This is a genomic window from Paraburkholderia ginsengiterrae (assembly GCF_001645125.1).
In the GTDB taxonomy this organism is placed as follows: Bacteria; Pseudomonadota; Gammaproteobacteria; order Burkholderiales; family Burkholderiaceae; genus Paraburkholderia; species Paraburkholderia ginsengiterrae.
The window spans coordinates 490,685-516,557 of sequence record NZ_LXKA01000110.1 but is presented as its reverse complement, the minus strand read 5'-3'; the positions used below and the strand labels follow the sequence as shown (position 1 = coordinate 516,557).

Here is a 25,873-nt window from a genome sequence, read left to right as displayed (position 1 = left end):
ACGCAGAATCTCGATTTCCATGTACTCCTCGTAGCTGATCACGGGCCGCCCAAAATGAGCAACCCTACAACGAGGTGTATCAATTCCTAACTGCGTTGCTGTATCAATTTACAACTGCGCGCGACACAACGAGATAACCTGCATATCCGAACACCACGCCGCTCGCGCCGATGTGCACAGAATTAGGCGCGCCTAGCAGCCACGCACAAAATCCTGCGCCAAGGATGGCGCAGGCGGTCGCCTGCCAGAAATTCACAATACGCGGCCACATCGTGAGCCAGCCAAGCACCAGCAGTCCGCCTGTGTTGGCGGTGATGTGCCACAGCCCGGCGTGCAGCCACGGCCCAAACAGGATGCCCTGCAGGCCGCCGAGCGTGCGAGGGACAACGCCGTGGCGGTTCAGATGCAGGAAAGGCATTGAAACCGATAGAAAGAACGTCACCCACATCGAACCGACAAAAAGGGCGAGCAGCGCAACTCGGGCCTTGAGCTGGTCCACGAACGAGCCGGCGGCTCGCGATGGGGTGGTTGAAACACCGGGTTGCGACTTCTCCGATTCTCCAGAGTGGTATCGGCAGGTTGTGGGTCGCATCACTCGCGCTAGACTGGCTTGAGCAACCGGAAGGAGACTTCGATGATACGCAAGATACTCAATGCCTCACAGCTACAGCAGGAGGTCAACCGGCGAATCCATCGACTGCAGGAAATCGTCGAGGATGGCGTGAAGATTCGTGTGCCGCGGCCGCAGGTGCAAGAGGCTGACAAAACCGGCTGCAACTGGAACATGACCCACTTCGGCAACGCCGTCGGCTTCGAGCGCGACATCGAGGGCGTGCTCAAGGCCGTGCGTGCGGAGTACAACCTCAATACCGAAGTGAAAGACACCGGCAACCCGTTTGGGGACTAACTGCGAAAGACATCGATTCGTTGTTCGTAGTTGACGGCGTGCGCACTAACGATGCGCTTACCTCAAATGGTCTATCTTGCGACGCCCCGTCGCAGATATTCCTTGCTTTGGAACCTATGCTTTCTACCAGCATCGACATGGCCGCATGTCGCTCAAATTTGCCGACAACTGACGAATGGACCTTTGGATTCAACCCTACGCGCCATGCGCCGACATTGCCGGCAAGTCGACGGAAAAGCTTCCGCACCAGGACCTCACGCTTAGAGGCCGTCCGGAGCGGCGTCCACCGCGCAACGAGCAGCATCTCACTGCACACTGAAACGAGGCATTGATGGAGAAGAACCTGCTCTACAAGTACGTCAACGTTTCAACGCTGAAGCGGATACTTGGAGGGGCCATCCGCCTGACCCAGCCTGGGGCGTTCAATGACCCATTCGAGCTGCTGCCGGAGATAGTTGTTCGGACTGACCAGGCGGAAGAACAAATCAACCTTTCGTTCGACATTCTCTCGCCTCGACGCGAAGCTCCGCTCGACACTGTCGTCCAGGTGACGGACGGACACGTGGCCAGCGATTTCACGTCCCGAAATATCCTGGACCAGCTCAATCGACAGGTCGGCATTCTCTGCCTGTCGAAATCTCCCAACTCAATCTTAATGTGGTCGCACTATGCCGACCAGTATCAAGGCGCCGTCATCGCCTTCGATGCCGACCACGAGTTCTTCACCGGTCAAATACCGGTCGAGTACGTAGATGAACGGCCGAAAAAACACATCGATTCCTATAAAGCTGCGCCTGTACCATTGTCCGAACTTTGCGCCAAATCCGTCGAGTGGCAGTACGAGCAGGAGGTTCGCATTATTCGCGCTCTACATGACTGCAATAAAACAGAAGTTCTCGACGCAAGAGGCTTCCCCGTGTTCACAGCAGAGGTGCCTCAGGAAGCCATCCATTTTGTCTCGATGGGTGAGCGGACACCCGTGCCGGAGCAGAAGGAGATTTTTCAGCTGCTACACAAGACGAAAATCGGTTTGACTTTGTCGGCCGTCGACAATGTGGGCTACGGATTCCGCCAGGAGATTGTTCTCTACCCAGGCGACTTCCGGAATCCAACTATCTCTCCACGAACCGCGCACATATTCGATGGCACGAATTCTCCATTCTCAGAGATGGCGCGATGGATGATTGAAAATCATCCGACCAGTAAGCTCGTGAACAAGACCTTGTAGTCGAGCATCCAAGCTGAAGCGAAGCCCCGCTAGATGCTCCGCTTTTGACCGAAGTGATGTACCGTGCATTTTTCAGCGGCAGGCATCGCACCTTTCAGGGATGCTTTCCGCAGTGGTTGCTGTAGGGTGGCCGTCTCGACTGGCACGGCGTCAGTCGGTCAAGTCACCAACTGTAACCAGACTTTTTTGAACGCCCTTTGGATGGAAAGCTGCTTCCGAAAGCTTCGTCTAATCCGAATAAATTCGCGACGTACTCTTTATCCGACTCATTGGAAGAGTGCGTGCGTAGCTGCTCTTCATATCGCATCCACTGTTCGAGCTCGTTCGTGTCAGAGAGGCGCACAAGCTTGGATGTTCCGCTTGATGCCACATCTAAGATTAGGTCGAGATATCTGCGCTCGTGCGGGTTAGCGGTTGTTCCCATAACGACCACGTGCGTTGCATTGGAAAATCGGTCTTCAACAACCCGTCTAAACCATCGCATCCTGTTATCAGGTGAAACTCCGTCAACCCAATCGACCATCGACGATAAGGTCCACAGATTTACGTGGACGGACCTCTCAGCCAGATGTCGGATACGGTTAATGTCGTTGAAGCCAGTGTTGCGCGCTACCACTACCTCACTCCGGAACGGGCGTCGACTTGATTTTGGCACTCCCATCAGGGTTTCGCGTGCTCGTCGACTACTCTCGTGGACTAAATCATCGAGGATATAAGTGGAACCTTCGTTGCGACGGCGATTACCTTGAAAAAAATGAAGATAGAAGTCAGCTGCCTCAGCAAGCACATGAGGATTTCTGGAAAGCCGCTTGCGGTTATCAAATAAATCCATTGCCACATCCATTTCTTTTCCGAAGAACGCATCGTGTTCGGCGTAGGCAAATCCGTAGACTGGGGACGAACCAATCCAGCTATCAGCGTGCGAAGTCGCTTCAACGAAAAAATCGTATTCGGGTGCGGCAATAAAATCTCTTACTATCCCTTCGCTAACCAGTTGTACCAATCTCCAAGGCGAGTGGCCGCTGCGAAAGACAGGTACCACAAACGCTGGATACGACGGAACCGTCTGAATGAAGCCACAAACAGTTGCAGTTTTAGGCGGCATCATTATAGCGCTCCCATGTCTTCATGGAATTCTGACAGAAAGTGTTCCAGAAGCGCTTGATACTCAATTGCTGGTTTCATCCCGTTGGCAGGGTAGGTGTACACGGAGACGTTAACATCCTTTTCAAATATCTTTAAAAACTCCGCGTCTTTTATTGAACTCGGGACGTATATTGCTTCGAGGTAATCCGCGGTCAACGGTATGTCGTCCTTGACAAGAAGTTCGACGACCAATCTTCTATCATCGGCAACATTCATGTTTTTGTCGCTAATCATGTCTCGGACGGCTTCAACCTCGTATTCGCCGGAAATGTTACCTATTGCAATTCCTTCTCCGTTCCAATATCGGTGATTCCCGCCGTAGAACGCCGTCACATGCTTTCCCTCATTGCCCTCCTTTCCAGGATACTCAAATGACTCGAGCTCCATTCCCTTGTGCAACCATGTGTCGTAGCGCTTGCCTTTGAAAGCTCCCGTATCGAAGGGGAAGAGTCTGAAGGTATGGTCCAGGATGCGTTCACGGAATATCAGAACCACCGGCGCGTGGTAAGAGCTTCTCATGTTATCTCGTCGGTTAAAGCGATATGCGGGCCTGCCGTAGAAGAGGTACGTTAGCGGGTCGCCAAATACCTTGCATTCCTGAGGCGTTAGCACTCGTTGCTCGAGAATTGCCCTAAACGCAAATGCATCTGTCGTATGCACCCAGCGAAGCTTCTCGGCAGGTGGCGCAAACCCTTTAACCCATTGATAAAGCCGCATTGCTGCATGCGGCGAGACGATAGGAGCTGCGGCTACTGTTGACACTTTATGTTCTCTTTTTGAATAGTGCATAACGCGAGGCACGCGTATGAAGCAGCGCATGCCCGAGACATCGATGCGAGAGGAAGTTAGCTTTGTTGGCCGCCTGCCCCGTCGATATCGATAGCAACATCTTGTTCGATTATATTTGCGATTGGCGTGTAGATGTCGGTCTCGCAGAGTCGTTGACCTTCCGGGAGACTATCCGGGGGCAAGCGAGTCTCATGTCGCGACGATGCTTCCGTCAGAACCATAAATCTCGCAATCATCACCTTGCACGCGAGCGCCGAGCTTCTGAGCGATTTGCCACATCTTGCTGAGAATGCTGACATCGGGATTCTTGACGACAACATTACCGGACCGGAAATCGAACCACGCCATGTTTCCGCCGGCCGTGCTGCCGCTGTATGCGGTCCAGACGGCTAGACCGTCACTGTCTACACGCAGCGCGGCGCCGTTCGGTAGCTTTGCCTCAGCGTAACCATCGAGCCGCATTTCATCATCCTTTTCTATGAAGGATTTCCACTCGTCAAGACTGATTTCAGGCCCGTCGTCGAACCAGTTCTCTTTACGCGTGATGTGAACGTCGTATCCCATTTCGGTGGTGACTCCGTTATTCGTTTCTTCGTTAGAGCCAGCTTTGGCAGCCGCGGCGTACAGAACGCATGCAGTCTCGAACGGGTTGACGTAACCCGACCAGCGCCCGTTCAACGGCCAGTCTGAGTTACTCCGTCACGACCGGGCCACTATGCTCGCATGCGACGCGCCGACCTTGCCTTGAGAAATATCTTCTCTCGGTGGAGGCGCATGAAGTTATGCGCCTCCGCGGTAAGGATATCGCTAAGCTGCATTTTCTCCTTGAGGCCAAATGCAGCAGCCACATCCGGAGTGAGTAAGTCGGAGCGCAGTAGTCTCCCATTTTCGTCAAAAGTCACGAAGCCCTTGTCGAAAAGAGCATCCAGGCCCGCAGCAAGGAGCAGGCCGTTGTGGGCACTTACGCATTCGGCAGCCGAGGAATCGGCATATGGCTTGATGTGCGATGCTCGAAGAAGCATTGGTTCTTCAATGCCGGTCACTGCGCAGGCTCCCTGCCAACGCAGCAACAATGCATCGCGAAATTTCTGCTGGTGCAAGCGAGCTTGCTGCAGCCGCCTGACCGTGGTCGCCGCACCAAGCGGAAGCTTAAGTACGTCATCATCGTCTGCCACCGCTTCGCGCAAATAGGACGCAACGCGTTTCGAGTTTGTTTGTTCTGGATACAGATAACGGATGCGTTGAGGTGGATGCAATCCGAAAAGCGTCTTAAAGTCGTCGTTCGCTTCGAACATCTGGACATTGCGTGCGCGGTAGTGCCATTGATTACCATCAGGAATTAGGCCGGCATTGTCGCCGACCCACACTTGCGCCATGCCTCCGGCCTCAGCTCGCTTGTAGACAATAACCCGCTCATATTCCTTGAGAGGCGTCGGCCAGTAACCTGTCGAAAGAGTGTGCGCGTCCTCATTGAAATCGAATTGGTCTGGGCGTTGCCCGGCAGTCAGGTACAGCATGACGGCTTGCTTGCCGTCCGTGAAGCGTCGGGAAAATTCGTTCTTATCAAGAACCACGACTAGTCTCCGCTGAAAGTAGCAGGAGCAATTGTAGTGCGTGCTTTTCGGTTTCGCCCACTCAACTTCCGAATGCTATGTAAGACCGGCTGTGGCGAGCACCCGACAGGCTCGACTGCCGTCCGCGGCGACGTGTGACAAAACGGGAATGAAAGTTACTTACTTCGACAGTTGATTCTGAGGCATCGTCATGTACCTGTGTTCAACGACACCCGCTTCTACGGGGGCGCTTAGCGGCGGCCTCAAAAGTTAAGCACCGTGAAGGGAATTCGGGCTGCGTAACTCTGTCCACAGAATGGTTAGCAGTTAGTTTCCCTAGGTGGTGACCTGCCTCTCTGCGAAATGCGCTAGCGTCTTCAAGCGCGACCATGGCATATTGCGACCACATTCATGAGGAGGCCACTTGATGGCAACGACTTTGGAAGCAATTCAGGCGAAGATGAAAAAACTGCAAGCCCAGGCGGACGCTTTGATTGCAAAGGAATTGACAACGGTCTTGAAGACCATCCATGAGCTCATGGAGAAACACGGCATCACGACCGCGGATATTGATGCGCATGTTGGCGGCAAAAAACGCGCGAAGAAGGCCGGAGCAAAGACTGTCAGCAAAGGGAGCTCTGGCGCGGTGAAGTATCGCGACCCGAAGACGGGAGCAACTTGGACCGGGCATGGTCGTGCGCCAAGTTGGATTGCAAGCGCGAAGAATCGCGACAAATTCCTTTTTGACAGCAGTGTGGCGACGGCGAAGACGGTGTCTGCTGGCAAGGTGAAGGCTGCTGGTAATTACGTCCGCGGTCCGCAGCCGGCGATGTATCAGGACCCAAAATCAGGCGCGACATGGAGCGGTCGTGGACGTGCGCCGTCCTGGATTGCTGAAGCCAAAGACCGTAATAAGTTTTTGATTGCAGGTGGTGCCGAAGCGACTGGCGCGGCGAGCGCAGGTGTCGTGAGCAAGGCGAAGATTTTGGCGAAGAAGGCCTCGAAGGCAGTTGGTGCGACTTCAGCCAAGGGTCAGCCGAAAGGTCCGCAGCCGGCTAAGTATCGCGACCCGAAATCCGGCGCGACCTGGAGCGGACGCGGTCCTGCTCCGGCGTGGCTAGCCGGCGCAAAAGACCGCAGCAAGTTTCTGATTGATGGCGCCGGCGCGGCGGCCGATGTGAGTGCTTCGGCGGAGACGAAGCCTTCCGCCAAAAAGGCGGTTGCCAAGAAAGCCGTCGTCAAGAAGGTCGCAGCGACAAAGACCCCACCGACGAAGAAGGTTGCGGTGAAGAAAGCGGTTGTCACGAAGGCCGTGAACCCGAAGGTGCCGGCTAAAAAGACGCCGGCGAAAACTGCGCCGCGCCAGAGCGTGGCCGTGCCCGCTCCGGTGGACGCAGTCGAGTCTGCCGCCGAGTTGACGACCTGAACGCAGTTGTCATGTGCCCGGTGGACCAGCGATTTCTGGTTCCACCGGGTACACCAAGCCAAAGACGTTCTTTTAGGCCTAGCTTCTAATCTGTCCGACAATTGAGTCGGTAACTTCCGTCAGCTGTTTAAACAGCTTGAAAAGAGCTCGCTGGACGTCAGCTTCTCCGACAATTTGGTGCCCAATTCGACATATCGCGGCATCCGGTCGAGAGGCTAGCCGAAACAGTTATCGCAGATATGGACGACATCGTTAGTCGTGAACTGACGCGAAACCATTGATGAATTTGGTGCCGTTGCGCGACCAGCGTTTCACCAGCGAAAAATCGACGGAAAGCGTTATTGGCCCCAACCGAGCTCTCTAAGAACGAACCCCGTTGCATGCAAGGCAAGCTCGGTGTCCGCGTTCGATACCTCCCGCAGGTCGAGACGCTCACGCTCATTATCCTTCCCACGCGGGTGAAGAAGGTTGACGGTCTCGAGAGCCGCACGAATCAGCCGTCGCTCATTTTCACCAACATGTTTTCCGATTGCCGTGAGGCATGGACCCAGGTCTTTGTGGACCGCTTTCTCGTCACCGCTCAATTGGCGTAACCACCGGCCAGCGAGAACCGCGCACAGGTTTCGGCATTGGTCTACAACAGAAGTTGGAGAATCGCGATACGCCACCTTCATGACGCGGTCGTAAGCATCCACGACGGATTTCCGATTTCCCTCCGGAATTTGCGCCATGTTGAGAGCGGGCAGTATGCCAAACGCAGACTCAGCTCGAACAGTAACCAGCACGTCCTGGCTGACCGTTTGTTCAGTCTGCAATATTCGCCAAAGCGAGTGTGCTCCGACGTGACCTATCGCAAGCTGAAGACCTTCCGCCCGGTTCGGGCGTCCCAGCAATTCAGTGCAATGGATGAACACATTCAGTTCTTTGTGTACTCGACCGTCCGACCGGCTCCGTCTACTGTCGGATAACAAATTAGGGTGAGCCTCGACCAAGACCAATTCCCGATTGGCCTTTGTGAATGACTGAAAAAGACGGCCTCGTCGAACTCGAGACACTGGGTCAAAGGAGTCCTCACGGAAAATCCATCGAAACGGGTCGCTCAGCATACCGCGGGGCAAATTCTCGAGGTCAGGAGGGGACTCGACGAGCGCACACTGCGAGATTATCGGTGCCGGGACCGTGAGATGGCTCGGATTGTCGGTGCCTTCATAGATGAGGCCATTTTCGTGTTCGATGCCAAGGCGGGACATAGTCTTTTCGGTCAACGGATGACCACGTCAATATATCGCATCGCAAGCATTGAAGCCTGGTACTTCACCGTCGCCCGCACGGCCCGGTCCAGCAAATTGCGCTGAATGCAGACGGGTGTTTCATGGCGAACTAGGTTAAGGAAATCTTCGTCGCTTTTCTGAACGGCGTCGAATTGCCGAGGTACGTGAGATGGAGACCGAGACTGGGCTTTGACCACTGACTGCCGGTCCATCGCGTTGGATGCGCGGGACGCACGTCGTAGGTGGGCCATGACCTACACGATACACGGACGGCGACTCCTCATGCGTCGGTACTCGGGTCAGACCGACAGTCTGCAGCAGGCCCTCACGCCACTCGTCCTCGCACCTATCCGCGCCACATCGCGTGTGTTTCGCGCTGCGTTGAGGCAGCCCTTCCGATACACTATCGGGCAAAATTCGGTTGAAAAAGCACTGAGTGTCCGGACGTCACCTGTCGCGCGATTTGTTTGATAAACGGGTCGTGACGCATCTGGGTACGAAAGGACTTCCGGAACCACAAAGGACGTAGCCGGTTCTGCCCACGCCTAAAAAATACGGGGAACACACGTGAAAGAGCGCTTCGAGGGTGAGCACAATCGTGACCTTCTGATTCAGACCTTGTCAGTCCAGCGAGCCATCGGCGGCAACAGGGAACTGGCGTCAGAGATTGCAGGCCTTGCCAATTTGATGGATGTAGAGGCAGGTCAGGTAGTCATCGAACAAAACGACCGGACGACCGACGTGTACTTCGCTCTGACGGGTAGCTTTGACATTGTCATCAACGGGCGAACGATTAAGCGGGTCCACGAGGGCCATTGCTTTGGGGAAATGGCAGCCCTGTCGCCGCAGCCGCGGTCGGCAACCGTTCGAGCCGCCGAAGCGAGTGTTGTCGCGATGTTGCCTGGTCCGACGCTGCTCGAGCTGGGCCGGAAGTACCCAGACATCTATCTATCTTTGGCTCGAGACCTTGCCAAGCGACTTCTGGAGCGCAACGCGCTCATCGCCGCGCCCCGCACGAAAACCAAGGTCTTTGTCATCTCGTCGACTGAGGCGCTTGCGATTGCCCAGAACGTTGAGGAAGCACTCAAGCACGAGGATGTGGTCGTGAGACTTTGGACTGATGGTGTCTTCAAGGTTGCGAACTACACGCTTGAAGACCTTGAGGCCGAACTCGACGCATCGGATTTCGCCGTAGCAATTGCACATCCTGACGACAAAGTGGAATTCAGGGATGAAGATTGGCCGGCGCCGCGCGACAACGTGGTCTTCGAGCTCGGGTATTTCATGGGGCGTCTCGGACGCACGCGCGCCATTCTCATGGAACCGCAGGGACAAAAAGTCAAGCTGCCCAGTGACCTTGCAGGCATTACGACTATTCGATATGCCCTGCCGAAGAACTACGACCTCGCTGGTGCGATGAAGCCAGCGACTGACCGACTGCTTGCCCATATTCTTGAAAACGGGGTTTTCAAGGGCTAAGCGATGCGTCAGCAACTGACCCAGTACGTCAATTCGGTCTTCGACACCAACTGGACAACTCGTAACGGCCAGGTCGTTCCGGTGGAAACGGACATTGCCCTCGGGAACGATGCCGTCCAGCTAGACGCAGTTGTCCTGTATGCCGACCTGTCTGATTCCACCGTTCTGGTGGACCGGTGGAATGCATGGTTCGCAGCGGACATCTACAAGGTTTTCCTTCATTGCGCGGCGAAAATCATTCGAGAATCCGGCGGCGCGATAACGGCATACGACGGCGACCGTGTTATGGCAGTCTTCATCGGTGACAACAAAGAAAACCGTGCTGTTCGCGCCGCGATGAAGCTTAATTTCGCGGTTAGTGACGTGATACGACCGGCAAAGGCAGCAAAGTGGCCGGCTGACAGCTATGTGCTTAAGCACGTGGTCGGTATCGATGCCAGCCCGCTGTTCGTCGCCCGGACTGGCATACGTGGCGCGAACGACTTGGTGTGGGTCGGACCGGCCGCAAATCACGCCGCGAAACTGGCCGCGTCCCCGGATACCCACCAGACGTACATAACACCTGCTGTTTTCGGCCAGCTCGACATTGGACTTCGGGCTGTCAACGGCGTTGCCGTATGGGAGACGTGGCAAAGCAACTCTCTCAATTACCAAGTTTTCCGGTCGACGTGGCATATTGCATTCACCTAAGCTAGCCTTTACATGCTGACATCTACCCAAGAGAGACAGGTTTCCGACGCCGTCGAGCGCGGATTGAACCGTGCGGAAGCGACCTGGAAGTCTGTCGGGCGCCAGGTTGTACTTGCTAAATCTCAGCCAGTATTTGACCACGCACTGGAGGAGGCACGCTCGAAGCCGTCATCCATCCCGGGGCACCCATGGGTCTCGGGGGACCGGCCGACTGTGGACGAATTTGTCGCATTAGTTGTTGACATGCGCAACTCTTCGGAGCATCTGAAATCCCGCAGAGCATCCGCAAAGATTGAGTACGGCTTCCAGCGCGTCTATTACGAAACGTCAGCGCTGTTGCCGGCAGTCTCCGTAACCTGTGCCTTCAATGAGGGCGTGGTCACTGAATACCTCGGAGACGGCGCACTAATCCTCTTCCGCGTTGACCCGGAGGACAGGGTTGAGACCATTCGCCAAGCATACCGAGCTGCAAAGCATTGCGTCGGGCAATCGCGCGATATCGTGAATCGTCATCTGCAGGCACGTTTCGACTTGCCGGAAATTCACATCGGCGCGGGATTGTCGATGAGTAAAGCCCTGATATCGCTCGTGGGCGATGACCAGGACGCGCAACCGAAAGCGATAGGCGAGTGCGTATGGGAGGCGACCAAACTCAGTGGCGGCACGAACACAGTTCACGTCTCAGAGTCAGTGAGGAGTGGATGGCCGAGTTCGAAGGGGGGCCTCCTGAGTTTTATTAAAACAAGAGTCAAGTCTGTTGACGGGTACCGCGTAGCATCCAAGTAGCACCTCATCGCTCAGGGCGCCATGCCCGACGCCGCAGCGCCTGGCGCGTCAAGTAGGACCAGTACTCGAACATGGCGTGCAAACAACAACAGGTTGGTATATCAGCGCGGCCAAGGCAAAGTCGAGCCCTTCCTAACGCACGGAGGCTCCCATGGCACGTCGTCCTACGCCCGCGCTGATTGCGCAACGTTTTCACCTGGCCATCTGGACCGTAGAGATTCCCGATTCACCGGCGCCGGCCGATTTCTACATCCGGACCTATCAGCAGTACGTCGCACACTTCGCGAGAGTTACGGTTGCGCGGGCCTGGGATGAAGAGCAGGTCGTTGATGGCCTGCACAAGGTGTACACGTGGATGAAGCGGGCGACGAAATTCGAGGTCGACCGGACGATAGCCCGCGAGCTCGCGGCCGAGCTGAACAAAACCGAACTCGACGTGGCGCGGCTGACGTACCTCGCGAGTCGCGTTGTAAACAATTCGATGGTCGGCGGTTCGAAGTTCCTCCATTTCTACGCGCCGACTCACTTCCCCATCACCGACAGCTGGCTTCAGTTGCTGAGCGGCAAGCCGCACAGTTCTGCGTATGCGCTGGACTTCTACCGCGACTACCTCGATGGCGTTCGCCTGGTCGACGCGGCCGATGCGAACAGGGCCTTGGAATGGGCGACGGCGTTTTTCGGATATGAAGTCAGCGAGGTGCGTGCCATTGAGGCGGTGGCCTTCTACCTTCTAAAGGGGGGCTGGCATCATGATGGTAGCGCACCGCAATCGACGCGGGGCAACGGCGTGTGTCACTGCCATCATTCCCGAGACTTGTCTGGCGTCTAATGAGTGAGCGCTGATGCGGGGCTCGGCGGCCCGTTCTGATTCGTGCCTCCGAGCCCACTCGTACCTTGGCTGCGCATAACCTCCGTACGCAAGACCGGATAGCGTTAGCGTGATGCCAATAGGCTGCTCGACGTCCAACTTGTGGAAGTCGGAGTTGGCAATCACGATGTTTCGACGAGCGCTGAGGCAGAGGTCAATGGCGTCAAGCACCGTCGATTTACCCGTGTCTCCTGGGCCTATCAGACAGTTGATGCCTGCGGACGGGAACCAGTCGAGCTCGCAAATGCCTCGGAAGTTTCTGATTTCAATTTTTCTGATTTTTGCCATGGTCTCACCGCCCATATCGCAGACGCCTGCATTGACTCACCCCGCCGCCGTACTCGCGTGATTGTCACTCGGGGAAAATCGAGGTAAGCACGCGGACCTGCATGTCCACATATTCCTGTACCAGCGCGAGAGGAGCGTCCTCGAATATCTGAGTTATCGAAGCATAGGGAAGGAATGGCTCCGCGAATGTGCAGATTCTTTCTCCGCCTACCAGCTCATCTTCCAACGCAGCGCCAAACCACTCGCTCGGAAGCGGATGCAAGGCATTCGGATTGTGAAAGAGCACAGTGCCTTCTCTCCACGTTTCTTTGCCTTCCTCCGGGGCGCCGACTTCGTAGACAAAGGCAGCAGGCAGCGCGGCGTTTGGGTCGTGCCGATAACAAGTTCCCGAGCGAATCATTCGCACGCGCTTGTGGCGGTGCTTGTCCTGTTGACCCATTCGATTGAACTTGGCAACGGTGCCTGTGTTGCAAAACATAACAGCGGAAATATTCTCGGCATCCGGTTGGTTGAAATATCCGGATGGAATCCTCTTCGTCCCCAACTTATGCTCTGTAAGAGCATGACCCTCTATCACGAGATTTCCGTCTTCGTCGTGCCACCACTTCTGGCCTTGGCCGTAGAGATATCGGCCGAGGCCAGTGCTCGTCGAAAGTAACGCCCCAGCGGTATGGAAATCTTGAATCGCGAGAATGAGCGGTTTCCCCTGCATCTGGGGGAGAGTCCAGTACTTCTTCTTTAGCTTTGAGTAAAGCGGACTGCCCAGTCTGACGGGAATCGTTTGTTCGAGATGCTCGATTGCGTCAGGGACCGAACCTCCCTTGGGAAGATTCGTATAGGGTTGAATCATGCTGTTGGGTGGCGGATTCGCAGTAACGGCTTCTACGGCAGCTGTTAGTCCGTCTTTGGTGATGAGAAAGTCTGGTCGGTCGTGGGTCCGGTCGACTTCGTGGCCGACGTCCTCGAGCATTACGGATAGGAAGAACTCGAACGTGCGCGCATCGAACCCGAAGGTCTGGAATTGCTCAACAAAGTTTCCATCCGGGTCAGAGAAATTCTTTTGCAACTCTCGAATCAGACTGCGCGCGGGCGCGTAGCCCGGAAGGTCTCGAAGACTCTTGTATTGCGGATGCAATTCTGACTCTTGCTTGCCGGTGTCTGCAAATAGGTCGATGGCCATAGCTGTCTTCGAACAGTCAAGAAGCGAAAGGGACGCAGGCCCGGGGGAGACTGCCTTCCGCGCCAGTTTTGGTATTGTTGTCTTCGTTAATCCGTTTGCCGTGGCTCCAGCGCTGCAGGCTCGGGCGCAGGTGGAGCCGCCGCTATCAAAGCTTCAGTACCATCGCATCGGGCTTCTTTGCCGTCCCCCGGAAACCAAACATTGTTTCCGCGAATAAGATTCTCACGGGCCAGGTAGGACATTAGGTTATGCAGGAAATAGCCAGGCGCCATATCTGTCAACGTGTAGTGGTGCCACGTCTTGTATCCCTCAGCCCCCGAGTCAGGATGTTCGGGCCAATATTTAATGAAAGTATTGTTTCCTATCGCGGCATGGTTGACCACTCGTTGGGACGAACCATTGGCGGCAGCAGCGATATGCTCAAGCAAAGTTTGATAATTGCCCCCGTCTTGCTCGTATGCGAACAGACCAGCGAAAAGCCGCTTCTGTGGCTCATACCGCTTAACGAGGTCACAGATGTCTGCGAGCTTTTGCGTAGCGTTGCGGAACTGCGTAGCATTCAATCTTGACTTCACTTCGATAATTGCAACACATGCAGCCGGCGGGACGAAGACCAGGTCGCCACCTTTGTATAAGACGGGGATTGATGTGTCGTAAATCAAGACATCAATCTGTGTGGAAACTTCGTCTTCAGTAACGACGAAGCCGGAGGCGACGGCATACGTTGCCGGCATGGTTCTTGAAATCATCGCGCGAAGAACCGATTCTTTCCACGCGCCATCGGATAGCAGGTGGTTCAGGCCAATGAAATGACGAACCCTGTCCTTTTGGGCGTTACATTCTGCGGTTAATGACTTTAGATAGCCTACGATATCGATTGCCATGTTTCTCACTTTGACGTACTGACGTCAGCATTTTTCAGAAAGGGCGACATCCGTGTCGGCCACTTAAAGTAAGTCTTCGTCTCCACCGTCCACATCGATATCGATGACGGCCGCAGGCGCGAGGATGGTCACGATAGGCGTGTAGACGTCAGTATCGACGTCCTCGTCGACGCGCAACGAAACGACCAAGGCATACCGGGCTTCCATGCCGTATTGCTTGGCGCTCTTCCAGTATTTCCACCAGCCACCCACTGGGACAATCGCAATCTGGTTTTTGGCAGCAAGTTGTTCTGCAGTGCCTGTCCACACGTCCGAGTGGACGGAGCCACGGGTACGTATCTTTGGCCCATATCGCCAATATTTAACGTCAGGGTCGTTGTACTCGTCTTCCAGCTCTTCTTCGGAGAGCTCCTCGCGCGCTTGTCGGTTCACCCGCAGCAAGAACTGAGCGTCATCTTCAGAAGCGCCTTTTACGAGAAACCTCAGGCCAAAGGACTGGTACCGGAACTTGCTCAGCCAGCCACGCGCACTCGGGTTGGGCTCTACGAAATACGACAGGGTGACGCGCAACTCGACTTGCTTCTCGCTGATGTGCTTGAGCTCGTCTGCTGGCCACGGTAAATCATGTAGTTGCATCGGGCCCGAGCCGATGTACCCGCCCACCTGTCGTTGATAGGGGGCGAACGAACGTTGCACTACAAGGGTCGGGCGGTGTGCGGTTGAGAACTGCGCGGAGTCATGATTCACAAGGCCGAAGCCGTACATGCGCAGCAGGCGGTCCTTGTGGTCCTGTTTAAGGACTTTAGGAAACGGCTCACGCATTGCTGGCGTGTGGTCGGCTCCATGGACAACCAGCGCGCGAATCGTCTCGGGCCAATAGTCGGGATACTCGGCGCGCAGGTGGGCGCACAGCCGCGCTACTTCGGCCGCTGCAGCGCTCGTATCTCCAGTCGCTGCGAAAAGTGCGGCGGTTGGTGTATCCGACGTCGTCAGAACCCGAAGCGCGTCAGGCCCGACTGTTACCGAGTATTTGTCGCGTGAGGCGTTGCCGCCCTCTGCTACGACATCTGGCTTTAACGGCCACGCGGTGTTTGACCACAGCAGTGAAGTTGTCGACGACGGCGAAAGGTCGCCCGCCGTGGCAAGTGGCTTAAGGTCGGGATAGGTCTTGTTGTCGATTTCGGTGAGCGCGGTCGCCGCTCCCACGGTCAACACGTTCCATGCTTGCGCGGGATTCTGAATGGGACTCTTGTGATTGCTGGCGGGATATTCGCCCCAGTCGGCCCACGGCACGTTGCCTGCAGAAAGTACAAAAAGACGAGGGACCCGGACGGGCTGTTGCTTCGCGCGTCCAACATTGGCGACGTCGACTGCGGGACGTCCGAAGGCAAGCTGGTCTATGGTGGCCGACCATTCAGAAGGCAACCCAAGCAGATGTCCGACCGTTGTGGTCATCATTGCAAAGACCCGCGAACGTTCTGCCGCGGTGACCTCAACCCGGTAGACCGATTCTGCGGTTACCTTGCCCCACAGCTTCGGCGCAGTCTGTCCGACGGGAGGAAGGATTTTTACTGATTCGAGTCGGTGAGGGACGAGTACCTCATTATCGGACGACAACGGTTTGGTGAGGTCGCCCCACACAGCGATACCGGCCATTTCGCTTCCATGACCCGCGTGGTCGGCTTTCTGCCACGCCGGGTCGTATGTATGCATGTCCTCATCGGCAAGCGCGGGAGCCAGAAGCGGATGCCCGTGGTTCACTCCCGTATCCATTAGGCATAAATGTGGCGCTTCACCGTCCGGGAAAGTTGTTCTTGAAAGCAGGTCTTTAGTCCAGTCTGCCTGTTCCGACTGGCTAAGTTTGCTGAGGAAAAACTCAGCGGTCGGTTCGACAGGGCGTATCTCGGCAATCAGGTCAAGAAGTTCGACGGCCTGCTCAAACGCCTCTTTGGTGCCAAGCGCTGCGACAACAAGGCGCCCCGGGAACGCAACGTATCCCGGGTCCGTTTGAATGCCCACCCGCGCGGACAGCTGAGTGAACTCTTCGACGATATCGCCTGCATTGCCGTGAGAATGGCGGAGCCAAACTTGGAACCAATGTTTCTTTCCATCAGTAGGCGGGTCGCCCGGGTCCGTCCACATTTCACCGAAGGCCGCACGTTTGATGTTTTCAATTGCGTCGACAAGAGCCGCCTGTTTAATGGTGGGCTCATTTTCGGTTTCTACGTAATCGCGAATACGGCGCACGAGCGCGGCGAGCTTCCCGTCTGGGATATGCAGTACCGCGATGTCGGAGTTTGTGTGAGCCTGGACGGTGAGAAGCTCAATCTTGTCCTGGCTCCAGTCGACCTTGCTGCAGTCGAATTTGCCGCGCGGCGTGAACTCCACTGCGATTGACATGCCCCGCTGGAGCGGCAACTCGAGTGCTTCGCGGACGGCTTCGAGTACTCCAATGCTAGCAGCCAGCTCGTCGAGCTGAGCAAGCAGTCGGCGACCGTGTTCGCCGACATTGCGGTTGTATTTGTGCTTTCGTGGGACTGCCAGTGGCGGTTTGAAAGGAATGCCTCTCACGCGCCCAGCAATCAGCAAGTGGCTCAACAGTTCGTCTGCCATTCTCTCAAGTTCTAGATTTCGTTTTATTGACTTGAGAGTCTACAGCAACATTTCCCTGTTTTTCCTCCGCGCTACATCGGCTTTTACCGGTTCAGATTGTGGCCTTGCGCTCGCTCCTCCAGATGGAGGATTACGCTCGCCTCACTTACAGTTTTCTCGCCTTCCATAATCGCGTCTTTCAATGCGTCGAGGCAGGCTTTGACGATATCGGCGTGTGACTCACCTTTGCCTGCAAGAGCGAGTCGGCGATAGTCCATATCTGGCGTTGCGAACACACTGAGGCTGTTCTTCAGCAGCGCTTCAATCTGCCGCTCGTCGGGCGCTTCGTACTTGATGACGTCATCGAATCGACGGAAGAGAGCTGTATCCAAGTCCTTGCCGTGATTTGTCGCCGCAATTAGAAGGCTGTCGGATGCGTCCTGTTCGATAAGCTGCAAGAACATATTCAACGTGCGGCGCATCTCGGCTACGTCGTGTTGGCTACCGCGCTGGAGCCCCAGCGAATCGAACTCGTCAAAGAAATAGACGCCGCGGGTCGACTTTAGCGCTTCGAACACCAGGCGCAGCTTTGACGCGCTTTCACCCATGAACTTGGTGATGAGGCTGTCAAACCGCGCGGTAAACAAAGGCAAACGCAACTCGCCGGCCAACGCCGCGGCCGTCATGGTCTTACCCGTGCCCGGCGGCCCGACAAGAAGCAACTTCCTGCGCGGGCTTAACCCATGACCGCGCAACTGTTCGTGGTGCCGTTGCTCACGAAGCACTCGATTCAACTTTGTACGAACAGAGTCTGACAGCACCATTTGCTGCAAATGCTCGTCCGGATACTGCACCGTCAGCAGCTCGGAGAGCTCACCCTTCGGCTGGGCGAGAGGAATCGCCGGCCCACCGGCCCCCTTGCTGCGGACAGATGAAAGTCCCGGTTTCTTTCCAGCCTTCGCTGCATCAACGAGGTCACGCAGTTCTGCCGCCAGCTTGGTGTGGCCGCGATGCGCTTCGTCTGCCGCCATTTGCATGGCGACCGCGAAGAAATGCTCGTGATTGTCACCAGCATATGCGCGCAGTAATGCCTTCACTTGGTCGGAACGTGCCATCAGGAGCCTCAACGTGTCTTGGTGCGGAGTATAGACTTCACGCTGCCGAGAAGTTGCTATTATAGCAACTCAATTGCAACTACAGCACCTTCAAAACGAATGTTTCCGCCTCGAAGTCAAGGTGAGTTGGTACGGTGGGCACGCGGCGACAGCACGCAAGCAGAGTTCGCGGCTGCAGCGGGCGTCCACAAGTCTTCCCTCTCTAGGTATGAGTCGGAACAGCTTGGCGCACCCACGCACCTCATCAACTATTGCCTTGCGCGCCTTGCAGACGCAGTAAGTGAGCAATCACATGCTGAGGGTGTCGAAGGCGCCCTGGAAAACGCGAAACGGACTGTCGTACTCCTTGAAAGCCTTGCCGGTCGCTGACAAGCGCTGCCGATACTGTATATATATACAGTATCAAAGCCTTATGCCACTTTGGCGACGATTAAATTGCGCTCAAAGTGCTGCAGACGGTGGATGGAGGATGGGCGCGAGCGACGACGAGCGGGCGCCGTGGATGCGGAGGCGCGTACGGGAGACGGGACAAACCCGCTACAGCAGCCGACACTTTGGAATCAGTTCTGTTCCCTGATGGACGACGAGCCTATATAAATGGGGCGACTACATTCCGCATGGAACGCTCAATCGAAAACTCTAGGGTATCTGCCGCAGCATCGGAGACATGCCCTGATGCCAGCAAGCCTCTATTGAACTGCTCTGCTTCATTTTGGGCGATGCACAAAGTGATATCAGCGTCCTGGCACGCAAATTGAGGCTATCGGACGCCAGCTTTCTTCGGCTGCGGCGAGCACGCGGCCGGGTTGCTTGCGCGCAAAGGCTACTGGAAACAGTGAGGGAAATTGCCGGCAGCGCAGCGTGCAGTGCGACGCCGTCTTTGGTCGAGGGCAACACCAGAGATTCATCGAGAGCAATCTCTGCGGCCACGCGGGAAGCTGTGGAGTTGCTGGCAAGGCGGTGGCCGGACGAGTACCCGACCGGGGCGGTGGAGTGGCTTGTGCCGGAACCGCAGCGGACGACGAGATGTGACGTCCGCTTTTCGGGGGCGACCATCCCTAAAAATTACCCCTGGCAGCACGAACGCCCCCCCTGCTGGGCCAAGTTGCCGGTTAGCCTCTGGCCCAGGGGGTCAACGCTGGGTTGCGTGGGCTGAGCAGGGGCAGCGCGCAGCGCGGCGCCCGTCAGGGAGCGCTAGTCTGCTCCACGGTGATGGGCTTCTTGCGCAGCGGCGACTCTTTCGACCAGAGCAGATAGAAAGCGAGGAACGCACCGAGCGCGAGCGCCCCGACGAAGGCCCCATCTGAACGCAAAATTAAACTAATAAGGATAGCGAAAAGTAGTGGCCCTAGAACGGTTACCGCTATCTTTCCGGCCAGCGCGAGACCCTTGGCCGGAATATACACATTCGCCTCGCGTGCTAGCTGTAACGCGAGCAACTTGACGTAGACCCCATTGGTCGCCTGCACGTCCCCCTTGCATTGCGAGAACGCTTTTCCCCAGATGTCGTCGCGTCGCTCACCGCTTTCGAACTGCCTGACTGCCTCACCGTAAAATTCGTCTAGTTCACTCAAACTCACCCCCGATTTCTCTATCTGTGCATGCTGCACTTACGTTTGTATTACACGCGATATTACATAGCATTCGTTGCCGAATCCAGACTTGCAGGTGTGGCAAGCCCCGCGCGAGCGGGAGCGTTGCAAGTGCTTAGTGTTGCGGCCAAAATGTCTTCGACGTAATTTGTGAGGCGGCGACCCATGACGACGACCATCCTGACCCTTCGTGTCGACCCGGAACTTCGGATGGCAGCCGAAGGTGTGCTCCGCAAAAACGAATCGCTCCCTGAATTCATGGATTCGGCGCTGCGCGAGGGCATTGCGCGCCGCCGCGTCCAAAATGGATTTATCTCGAGAGGTCTCGCTTCAGCGAAGCAGGCAGGTCGCGACAACGAATATTTCAGTGCGGACGACGTCCTTTCGGAGCTTGAGCGCCGGCTGACTGCTGCAAGAAATTCTTTGCGATAGCGGCTTGAAGAAAGTAGCTTCCTCTCTTTCGCTACGACGCGAGAAGACCTTACATGCCGACCAATCCGCGCACTAGCGTCTGAACACAGGCAGCCGCGCGTGCAGATGCGCCGGACGTGCGACATGAGCATTTAAACGGCATTGCTTCACTGGCAATGAATTCCCCGCCCCTCGACCTGCCACCACGCCAAGGTGAGTTAGCGCTCACTTATATTGGACGCGAAGCCGTTGAACTGTTATCTATTCTGCTGGCAGATACCCTCACCGACATCGAAGTTGCGGCACGAGACGCGGGGATTTCTGATGCCAGTTTCGTGCGGCAGCGCCGGGCGACGGACCGGGTGGCTTGCGTGCAATCGGTGCTGGAAACAATGAAGGTCGAACGCGTGGGCGCGAGCGACGACGAGGGGGCGCTGCGGATGCGGATGCGCGTGCGGGGAGCAGTGGATTTGCTGACAAGGGGGTGGCCGGAGGATTATCCGGCGGGGGCGGTGGAGTGGCTCTTATTGCAGTTGTCACCGCGTTAGGCTGCGCTTGAGCATTTCGAGCACGTCACGTAGCGGCGAAAGCCGATTGGCCTATTGCTGACTAAATCGCAAGGGCCGCGGAGAGCCGCAGTCGAAACCGGCGACGGCCCCTACTTGCGCATCATTCCGAGTGGTATTTTGAGAAATTTGCCCACCAAAGCCGCCAAATTTCGACCTCGCAATTAGAAGCATTTACGCTTTGCAAACAAGGTCGTGTCGACAAAAAGCTGGGCGGGAACAGCTAGAAGCGTTTACCTGTAAACGCTTCTATTTCTGTTTCGCACGGCCGGAGTTGTAAGCGCGGCCAGTTACTCCACCGTCACCGACTTCGCCAGATTGCGCGGCTTGTCCACATCCGTGCCACGCGCGCACGCCGTGTGATACGCCAGCAACTGCAGCGGCACCACGTGCAGGATCGGCGACAGCAGGCCGTAGTGCTCCGGCATCCGGATCACGTGCAAGCCCTCGTCATTGACGATCTTCGTATCCGCGTCGGCGAACACATACAGCTGACCGCCGCGCGCGCGCACTTCCTGAATATTCGACTTCAGCTTTTCCAGCAGCGCGTCGTTCGGCGCCACTGTCACCACCGGCATCGCTTCGGTCACGAGCGCGAGCGGCCCGTGCTTCAGTTCGCCAGCCGGGTAGGCCTCGGCATGAATATAGGAAATCTCCTTGAGCTTCAGCGCGCCTTCGAGTGCGATCGGGTAGTGCAGGCCGCGCCCGAGGAACAGTGCATGTTCCTTGCGCGAAAACTCTTCCGACCACGCGATGATCTGCGGCTCCAGCGCCAGCACGCTATTCAGCGCCGCCGGCAAGTGACGCAGCTGCTTCAGATAGCCGGCTTCCTGCTCCTCGCTCAACTGCCCGCGCAGCTTGGCCAGCGTCGCCGCCAGCACGAACAGCGCGACGAGTTGCGTGGTGAACGCCTTGGTCGAGGCCACACCGATTTCGCGGCCGGCGTGCGTGAGGAACGACAACTCCGTTTGGCGCACCATCGCGCTGGTGCCGACGTTGCACACCGACAGCGTATGTTTGTGCCCAAGCGACTGCGCATGCTTGAGCGCTGCGAGCGTGTCCGCGGTTTCGCCCGACTGCGAGATCACGACCACCAGCGACTTCGGATTCGGCACCGACTCGCGGTACCGGTACTCGCTGGCAATTTCCACCTGAGTCGGAATCTTCGCGATCGATTCGAGCCAGTACTTCGCGGTCAACCCCGAGTAGTAGCTCGTGCCGCACGCCAGAATCAGCAGGCTGTCGATCTCCGCGAAGGCCTTGTCCGCGCCCTCGCCGAACAGCGACGCGTCGAGTGAATCCGTAGGCGGAATCGTGTCGGTGATCGCGCGCGGCTGCTCGAAAATTTCCTTTTGCATGAAGTGACGATACGGGCCAAGTTCGACCGCGCCGCCATACGCCGCCACGTGGCGCACTTCGCGCTGTGCTTCGTTGCCGGCGCGATCGGCGATACGCACGCCGCCGAGCGACAACTCGCAAACGTCGCCTTCTTCGAGGAAGATGAACCGCTCGGTGCTGCCCGCAAGCGCGAGCGCGTCTGAAGCGAGGAAGTTTTCGCCGTCGCCGAGGCCGACCACCAGCGGCGAACCCTGCCGGGCGCCGACCACCGTATGCGGCTGGTCCTTGTGCAACACGGCGATCGCGTACGCGCCGTGCAACTGCCCGACGGCTTCGCGCACCGCGGCGAACAGGTCGCCGCGATACAGGCTGTGAATCAGGTGCGCGATAACCTCTGTGTCGGTTTGCGAGACGAAGACGTAACCCTTGCCACGCAGCATTTCACGCAGTGTTTCGTAATTCTCGATGATGCCGTTGTGTACCAACGCGAGTTCATCTTTCGAGAAAATCGGGTGCGCGTTGTCCGTCACCGGCGCGCCGTGCGTTGCCCAACGGGTGTGCGCGATGCCCGTGATGCCGTCGAGATGGTTCTCGCGCACCTGATCGTCGAGATCGGCCACGCGCGCCACAGTGCGGGCGCGGCGCGGGCCGGCGTCGCCGAGCACGGCCACGCCGCACGAATCGTAGCCGCGATATTCGAGGCGACGCAGTCCTTCAACCAGGACGGAAACGATATTACGTTGCGCTACCGCGCCGACAATGCCACACATGGCTCATTCCTTTTCAATGCTGCGCGCCACGTGCGCGCATGATGTCGATCAGCTCTTCTTCTTGGTCGGACGCACGTAGCCCGTCTTGCTAGTCTGAGTCTTGTCGTTCAGGACCAGCGCGCCCTCTTCGACGTCCTTCCAGACGGTCGTGCCCGCCGCGATCGTCACGCCGCGCTTCACGCGCACCGGCGCAACCAGTTGCGTGTCCGAGCCGACGAATACGTCGTCTTCGATAATCGTGCGGAATTTATTCGCGCCGTCGTAGTTGCAGGTAATGGTGCCCGCGCCAATATTCACGCGCGCGCCGATATCCGCGTCGCCGATATACGTGAGGTGGTTCGCTTTCGAGCCGCGGCCGAGCACCGCGTTCTTCACCTCGACGAAGTTGCCGACATGCGACTCGTCGTGCAACGACGCACCGGGGCGCAAACGCGCATACGGTCCAAGCACGACGTTCGCGCCGACTTCAGCGCCTTCGATATGCGTGAACGCGTCGACACGCGTGCCGGCGCCGATGTTCGCGTGACGGATCACGCAGTTCGGCCCGATGGTGACGTTGTCGGCCAACGTGACGTTGCCCTCGAACACGCAGTTCACGTCGATCGACACGTCGCGGCCGCATTCGAGCGTGCCGCGCACATCGAGACGTGCCGGATCCGCGAGCGTCACGCCCGCAACCAGCAGCGCTTCCGCCACGTTGTGCTGATGAATCCGCTCCAGTTCGGCAAGCTGCTGCTTGCTGTTCACGCCGAGCGTTTCCCATTCGTCGTCCGGCTGCGTGGTGACGACTTCGAGTCCGGCTTCGATCGCCATCTCGACCGCGTCGGTGAGATAGAACTCGCCCTGCGCGTTGTCGTTCTTCAACGCGGCAAGCCAGCCGCCCAGGCGCTCGGTCGGCGCAACGATGATGCCCGTGTTGATTTCAGCAATCTTGAGCTGTTCGGCGCTCGCGTCTTTCTGCTCGACGATGCGCGCGACCTTGCCGTGCTGATCGCGCACGATGCGGCCATAGCCGCTCGGGTCAGCGAGCGTGACGGTAAGCACGCCGTAGCCGCCCTGCCCCGCGCGATCGGTCAGCGCCCGCAGGGTGCTGGCGCGCGTAAGCGGCACGTCGCCATAGAGCACCAGTGTGGGCGCGGACGCATCGAGCAACGGCAACGCCTGCTGCACCGCGTGGCCCGTACCGAGTTGCTGCTCCTGCACGGCGAACTGCACGTCCGGCGCCGCCACGGCCTGGCGCACGGCTTCGGCGCCATGGCCCACCACCACGACGAGACGCGTGGGTTTGAGCGTGCGAGCCGTGTCGATAACGTGAGCGAGGAGTGGCCGACCGGCCAGGGGATGAAGCACTTTGGGAAGCGCGGACCGCATGCGCTTGCCCGTGCCTGCCGCCAAAATCACAATGTTCATGGCACGGCAAATCAGACGAGTTTGGAGCCGACGATTCTATCACGCACCCTGTGACGAAAAAGGCCGCAGACGCGGCCCCGTGGCAAGCTGGAATGCGCTGAAACGCCCGTATGACGGGCGCTTACGCCAAAGTCGTCAAAGCTCGTCAAACATCGTCGAACTGGACGATGGAAATCGGCTTGGCCCCGTTGAGCGCCCCAGCATCGCCGGAATCGGTCGAGCACGGCTCTTCGTCGAAGGCGATATCGCCGTGCGGATCGGCCTCGCCGGTTGCGCGCAGGCCCGCGAACGGGAACAGCTTGTGATCCATCAAATGCGACGGCACGACGTTCGACAAGGCGTTGAACATGTTTTCGATGCGGCCCGGGAAGCGCTTCTCCCAATCGCGCACCAGCGCCTTCATTTCCGCGCGCTTCAGGTTCGGCTGGCTGCCGCACAGATTGCACGGAATGATCGGGAATTCGCGCAGCTCCGCGTACTTCTCCAGATCGGTTTCCTTCACATAGGCGAGCGGGCGGATCACGATGTTCTTGCCGTCGTCCGATTGCAGCTTGGGCGGCATGCCCTTCAATTTGCCGCCGTAGAACAGGTTGAGCAGCAGCGTTTGCAGAATGTCGTCGCGATGGTGGCCAAGCGCGATCTTGGTCGCGCCGAGCTCGCCGGCCACACGATACAGAATGCCGCGCCGCAGCCGCGAGCACAGCGAGCAGGTAGTCTTGCCCTCCGGCACCAGCCGCTTGACGATGCTGTAGGTATCCTGGTTTTCGATGTGAAACGGAATGTCGAGCTGCTTCAGATACTCGGGCAGCACGTGCTCAGGAAAGCCCGGCTGCTTCTGGTCGAGATTCACCGCGACGATATCGAAGTGGATCGGCGCGCGCTCGCGCAGCCGCATCAGCACGTCGAGCATCGCGTAGCTGTCTTTGCCGCCCGACAGGCAGACCATCACCTTGTCGCCGTCCTCGATCATGTTGAAATCGCCAATCGCCTGGCCGACCTGGCGCGCGAGCCGCTTGAAGAGCTTGTTATTCTCGTACGCTTCCTTCTGTTCGCGGCGCGTGAGCGGTGATTTGGCCCGCACGGCGTGAGCGTGGGCTTGCTTGGCATCGGTCGCGGCGGCGGTGTCGACCGCATCGACCGCGGCGGTGCCGTTCAGGATTTCCGGAGCATTCATGGCTCAGTCCTCTTTGATACGGAACACTTCGACGCCCACCGCGTCGCAGTCGGGATAAACGTCCGGCTTTTCGGTCGACACGCGCGCGGCCCGCACTTGCGGATGCTCGAGCATGGCCGCGACCAGGTCGTCGCACAGCGTTTCCTGCAAATGGATGTGGCCCTTCTCGACGCGGCGCGCAATGGTCGAACGCATGAAATCGTAGTCGACGACTTCGTTCAGCTTGTCCTGGACCGGCGTGGACAGCGCGAGCGGCACATACAGTTCGACGTTGATCACGACGCGCTGTTCGCCGCGCTTTTCGAAGTCGTGCACACCAATATTGATGTGCACTTCGTAGTTGCGCAGAAAGAGCCGGCGGCAATCGGCGAGCCGGGGATGCGAAAGAGCGGCAAACATGTTCGTTCCAG

Annotated in this window: 25 protein-coding genes; 10 read left to right on the top strand and 15 right to left on the bottom strand. The window is 57.4% G+C overall.

Annotated features, from left to right (window positions below; translation table 11 throughout):
- Positions 1-103 precede the first annotated feature (103 nt).
- Positions 104-499, bottom strand: a complete 396-nt coding sequence (locus tag A6V37_RS10415; protein WP_242665771.1) for a rhomboid family intramembrane serine protease — start codon at positions 497-499, stop codon at positions 104-106.
- A 135-nt stretch (positions 500-634) separates the two neighbouring features.
- Here A6V37_RS10415 and A6V37_RS10410 point away from each other — a divergent pair, with 135 nt between their 5' ends.
- Positions 635-907 (top strand): hypothetical protein, encoded by a 273-nt coding sequence (locus A6V37_RS10410; RefSeq protein ID WP_064267164.1) that lies wholly within the window; start codon positions 635-637, stop codon positions 905-907.
- 331 nt (positions 908-1,238) lie between these two features.
- Positions 1,239-2,135 (top strand): DUF2971 domain-containing protein, encoded by an 897-nt coding sequence (locus A6V37_RS10405; protein ID WP_064267163.1) that lies wholly within the window; start codon positions 1,239-1,241, stop codon positions 2,133-2,135.
- 163 nt (positions 2,136-2,298) lie between these two features.
- Here A6V37_RS10405 and A6V37_RS40555 read toward each other — a convergent pair whose 3' ends face one another.
- The 4 genes from A6V37_RS40555 to A6V37_RS10390 form a co-directional block, all read right to left on the bottom strand.
- Positions 2,299-3,243, bottom strand: coding sequence for a hypothetical protein (locus tag A6V37_RS40555; protein ID WP_131799845.1), 945 nt, complete (start codon positions 3,241-3,243; stop codon positions 2,299-2,301).
- On the bottom strand, positions 3,243-4,043 hold the full coding sequence (locus tag A6V37_RS10400; RefSeq protein ID WP_131799844.1) for a hypothetical protein: 801 nt from the start codon (positions 4,041-4,043) through the stop codon (positions 3,243-3,245). Before A6V37_RS10400 ends, A6V37_RS40555 begins: the two co-directional genes overlap by 1 nt.
- A 216-nt stretch (positions 4,044-4,259) precedes the next feature.
- Positions 4,260-4,748, bottom strand: a complete 489-nt coding sequence (locus A6V37_RS10395) for a hypothetical protein (RefSeq protein ID WP_244174029.1) — start codon at positions 4,746-4,748, stop codon at positions 4,260-4,262.
- Between the two features lie 35 nt (positions 4,749-4,783).
- Complete coding sequence (locus tag A6V37_RS10390) at positions 4,784-5,644, bottom strand: HNH endonuclease (RefSeq protein WP_064267160.1); 861 nt, start codon at positions 5,642-5,644, stop codon at positions 4,784-4,786.
- A 406-nt stretch (positions 5,645-6,050) separates the two neighbouring features.
- Between A6V37_RS10390 and A6V37_RS10385 the strand changes: the two genes are divergently transcribed.
- The 6 genes from A6V37_RS10385 to A6V37_RS40550 all read left to right on the top strand — a co-directional run bounded on the left by A6V37_RS10385 (position 6,051) and on the right by A6V37_RS40550 (position 12,104).
- Positions 6,051-7,049, top strand: a complete 999-nt coding sequence (locus A6V37_RS10385) for an H-NS family nucleoid-associated regulatory protein (protein WP_064267159.1) — start codon at positions 6,051-6,053, stop codon at positions 7,047-7,049.
- A 380-nt stretch (positions 7,050-7,429) separates the two neighbouring features.
- A complete protein-coding gene (locus A6V37_RS41265) occupies positions 7,430-7,642 on the top strand; it encodes a hypothetical protein (protein WP_064267158.1) in 213 nt (70 codons plus the stop codon).
- Positions 7,643-8,887: 1,245 nt separating this feature from the next.
- Positions 8,888-9,799: a TIR domain-containing protein gene (locus A6V37_RS10375; RefSeq protein WP_064267157.1), complete on the top strand. Its 912-nt coding sequence runs from the start codon at positions 8,888-8,890 to the stop codon at positions 9,797-9,799.
- A gap of 3 nt (positions 9,800-9,802) precedes the next feature.
- Entirely contained in the window at positions 9,803-10,489 is a 687-nt protein-coding gene (locus A6V37_RS10370; RefSeq protein WP_064267156.1) for an adenylate/guanylate cyclase domain-containing protein, read from the top strand.
- A 213-nt stretch (positions 10,490-10,702) separates the two neighbouring features.
- Positions 10,703-11,275 (top strand): hypothetical protein, encoded by a 573-nt coding sequence (locus A6V37_RS10365; protein WP_131799843.1) that lies wholly within the window; start codon positions 10,703-10,705, stop codon positions 11,273-11,275.
- Positions 11,276-11,426: 151 nt separating this feature from the next.
- Positions 11,427-12,104: a hypothetical protein gene (locus tag A6V37_RS40550; RefSeq protein WP_064267154.1), complete on the top strand. Its 678-nt coding sequence runs from the start codon at positions 11,427-11,429 to the stop codon at positions 12,102-12,104.
- Here the strand turns inward: A6V37_RS40550 and A6V37_RS39930 are convergent.
- From A6V37_RS39930 to A6V37_RS10335, 6 genes are all read right to left on the bottom strand, one after another.
- On the bottom strand, positions 12,006-12,431 hold the full coding sequence (locus A6V37_RS39930) for an AAA family ATPase (RefSeq protein WP_082902655.1): 426 nt from the start codon (positions 12,429-12,431) through the stop codon (positions 12,006-12,008). The genes A6V37_RS40550 and A6V37_RS39930 overlap by 99 nt on opposite strands.
- A gap of 64 nt (positions 12,432-12,495) precedes the next feature.
- Entirely contained in the window at positions 12,496-13,611 is a 1,116-nt protein-coding gene (locus tag A6V37_RS10355) for a hypothetical protein (RefSeq protein WP_064267153.1), read from the bottom strand.
- A gap of 86 nt (positions 13,612-13,697) precedes the next feature.
- Positions 13,698-14,495 (bottom strand): DUF6602 domain-containing protein, encoded by a 798-nt coding sequence (locus A6V37_RS10350; protein WP_064267152.1) that lies wholly within the window; start codon positions 14,493-14,495, stop codon positions 13,698-13,700.
- Positions 14,496-14,558: 63 nt separating this feature from the next.
- Complete coding sequence (locus tag A6V37_RS10345; RefSeq protein ID WP_064267151.1) at positions 14,559-17,108, bottom strand: S8 family peptidase; 2,550 nt, start codon at positions 17,106-17,108, stop codon at positions 14,559-14,561.
- Positions 17,109-17,191: 83 nt separating this feature from the next.
- Entirely contained in the window at positions 17,192-18,202 is a 1,011-nt protein-coding gene (locus A6V37_RS10340; protein WP_064267150.1) for an AAA family ATPase, read from the bottom strand.
- A 1,184-nt stretch (positions 18,203-19,386) separates the two neighbouring features.
- Positions 19,387-19,776 carry a hypothetical protein gene (locus A6V37_RS10335; RefSeq protein WP_131799842.1) on the bottom strand — a complete coding sequence of 130 codons (390 nt, stop codon included), beginning with the start codon at positions 19,774-19,776 and terminating at the stop codon, positions 19,387-19,389.
- 183 nt (positions 19,777-19,959) lie between these two features.
- Here A6V37_RS10335 and A6V37_RS10330 point away from each other — a divergent pair, with 183 nt between their 5' ends.
- Positions 19,960-20,226: a YlcI/YnfO family protein gene (locus tag A6V37_RS10330; protein WP_064267148.1), complete on the top strand. Its 267-nt coding sequence runs from the start codon at positions 19,960-19,962 to the stop codon at positions 20,224-20,226.
- Between the two features lie 116 nt (positions 20,227-20,342).
- A complete protein-coding gene (locus A6V37_RS10325) occupies positions 20,343-20,753 on the top strand; it encodes a hypothetical protein (protein WP_157447862.1) in 411 nt (136 codons plus the stop codon).
- Between the two features lie 308 nt (positions 20,754-21,061).
- Here the strand turns inward: A6V37_RS10325 and glmS are convergent, their stop codons facing one another.
- The 4 genes from glmS to A6V37_RS10305 all read right to left on the bottom strand — a co-directional run bounded on the left by glmS (position 21,062) and on the right by A6V37_RS10305 (position 25,862).
- Positions 21,062-22,879 (bottom strand): glutamine--fructose-6-phosphate transaminase (isomerizing), encoded by a 1,818-nt coding sequence (gene glmS, locus A6V37_RS10320; protein ID WP_064285955.1) that lies wholly within the window; start codon positions 22,877-22,879, stop codon positions 21,062-21,064.
- A gap of 48 nt (positions 22,880-22,927) precedes the next feature.
- Positions 22,928-24,289 carry a bifunctional UDP-N-acetylglucosamine diphosphorylase/glucosamine-1-phosphate N-acetyltransferase GlmU gene (gene glmU / locus A6V37_RS10315; protein WP_064267145.1) on the bottom strand — a complete coding sequence of 454 codons (1,362 nt, stop codon included), beginning with the start codon at positions 24,287-24,289 and terminating at the stop codon, positions 22,928-22,930.
- Positions 24,290-24,434: 145 nt separating this feature from the next.
- Entirely contained in the window at positions 24,435-25,463 is a 1,029-nt protein-coding gene (gene ttcA / locus A6V37_RS10310) for a tRNA 2-thiocytidine(32) synthetase TtcA (RefSeq protein ID WP_064267144.1), read from the bottom strand.
- 3 nt (positions 25,464-25,466) lie between these two features.
- Positions 25,467-25,862, bottom strand: a complete 396-nt coding sequence (locus tag A6V37_RS10305; RefSeq protein ID WP_064267143.1) for a dihydroneopterin aldolase — start codon at positions 25,860-25,862, stop codon at positions 25,467-25,469.
- Positions 25,863-25,873: the final 11 nt, after the last annotated feature.

What these genes read in the sequence shown, in the direction of transcription:
- A6V37_RS10410 (WP_064267164.1), top strand. Translation starts at nt 635, where the DNA reads ATGATACGCAAGATACTCAATGCCTCACAGCTACAGCAGGAGGTCAAC.
- A6V37_RS10405 (WP_064267163.1), top strand. Translation starts at nt 1,239, where the DNA reads ATGGAGAAGAACCTGCTCTACAAGTACGTCAACGTTTCAACGCTGAAG.
- A6V37_RS40555 (WP_131799845.1), bottom strand. Translation starts at nt 3,243, where the DNA reads ATGATGCCGCCTAAAACTGCAACTGTTTGTGGCTTCATTCAGACGGTT.
- A6V37_RS10385 (WP_064267159.1), top strand. Translation starts at nt 6,051, where the DNA reads ATGGCAACGACTTTGGAAGCAATTCAGGCGAAGATGAAAAAACTGCAA.
- A6V37_RS41265 (WP_064267158.1), top strand. Translation starts at nt 7,430, where the DNA reads ATGCAAGGCAAGCTCGGTGTCCGCGTTCGATACCTCCCGCAGGTCGAG.
- A6V37_RS10370 (WP_064267156.1), top strand. Translation starts at nt 9,803, where the DNA reads ATGCGTCAGCAACTGACCCAGTACGTCAATTCGGTCTTCGACACCAAC.
- A6V37_RS40550 (WP_064267154.1), top strand. Translation starts at nt 11,427, where the DNA reads ATGGCACGTCGTCCTACGCCCGCGCTGATTGCGCAACGTTTTCACCTG.
- A6V37_RS39930 (WP_082902655.1), bottom strand. Translation starts at nt 12,431, where the DNA reads ATGGCAAAAATCAGAAAAATTGAAATCAGAAACTTCCGAGGCATTTGC.
- A6V37_RS10355 (WP_064267153.1), bottom strand. Translation starts at nt 13,611, where the DNA reads ATGGCCATCGACCTATTTGCAGACACCGGCAAGCAAGAGTCAGAATTG.
- A6V37_RS10350 (WP_064267152.1), bottom strand. Translation starts at nt 14,495, where the DNA reads ATGGCAATCGATATCGTAGGCTATCTAAAGTCATTAACCGCAGAATGT.
- A6V37_RS10345 (WP_064267151.1), bottom strand. Translation starts at nt 17,108, where the DNA reads ATGGCAGACGAACTGTTGAGCCACTTGCTGATTGCTGGGCGCGTGAGA.
- A6V37_RS10340 (WP_064267150.1), bottom strand. Translation starts at nt 18,202, where the DNA reads ATGGCACGTTCCGACCAAGTGAAGGCATTACTGCGCGCATATGCTGGT.
- A6V37_RS10330 (WP_064267148.1), top strand. Translation starts at nt 19,960, where the DNA reads ATGACGACGACCATCCTGACCCTTCGTGTCGACCCGGAACTTCGGATG.
- glmS (WP_064285955.1), bottom strand. Translation starts at nt 22,879, where the DNA reads ATGTGTGGCATTGTCGGCGCGGTAGCGCAACGTAATATCGTTTCCGTC.
- glmU (WP_064267145.1), bottom strand. Translation starts at nt 24,289, where the DNA reads ATGAACATTGTGATTTTGGCGGCAGGCACGGGCAAGCGCATGCGGTCC.
- ttcA (WP_064267144.1), bottom strand. Translation starts at nt 25,463, where the DNA reads ATGAATGCTCCGGAAATCCTGAACGGCACCGCCGCGGTCGATGCGGTC.
- A6V37_RS10305 (WP_064267143.1), bottom strand. Translation starts at nt 25,862, where the DNA reads ATGTTTGCCGCTCTTTCGCATCCCCGGCTCGCCGATTGCCGCCGGCTC.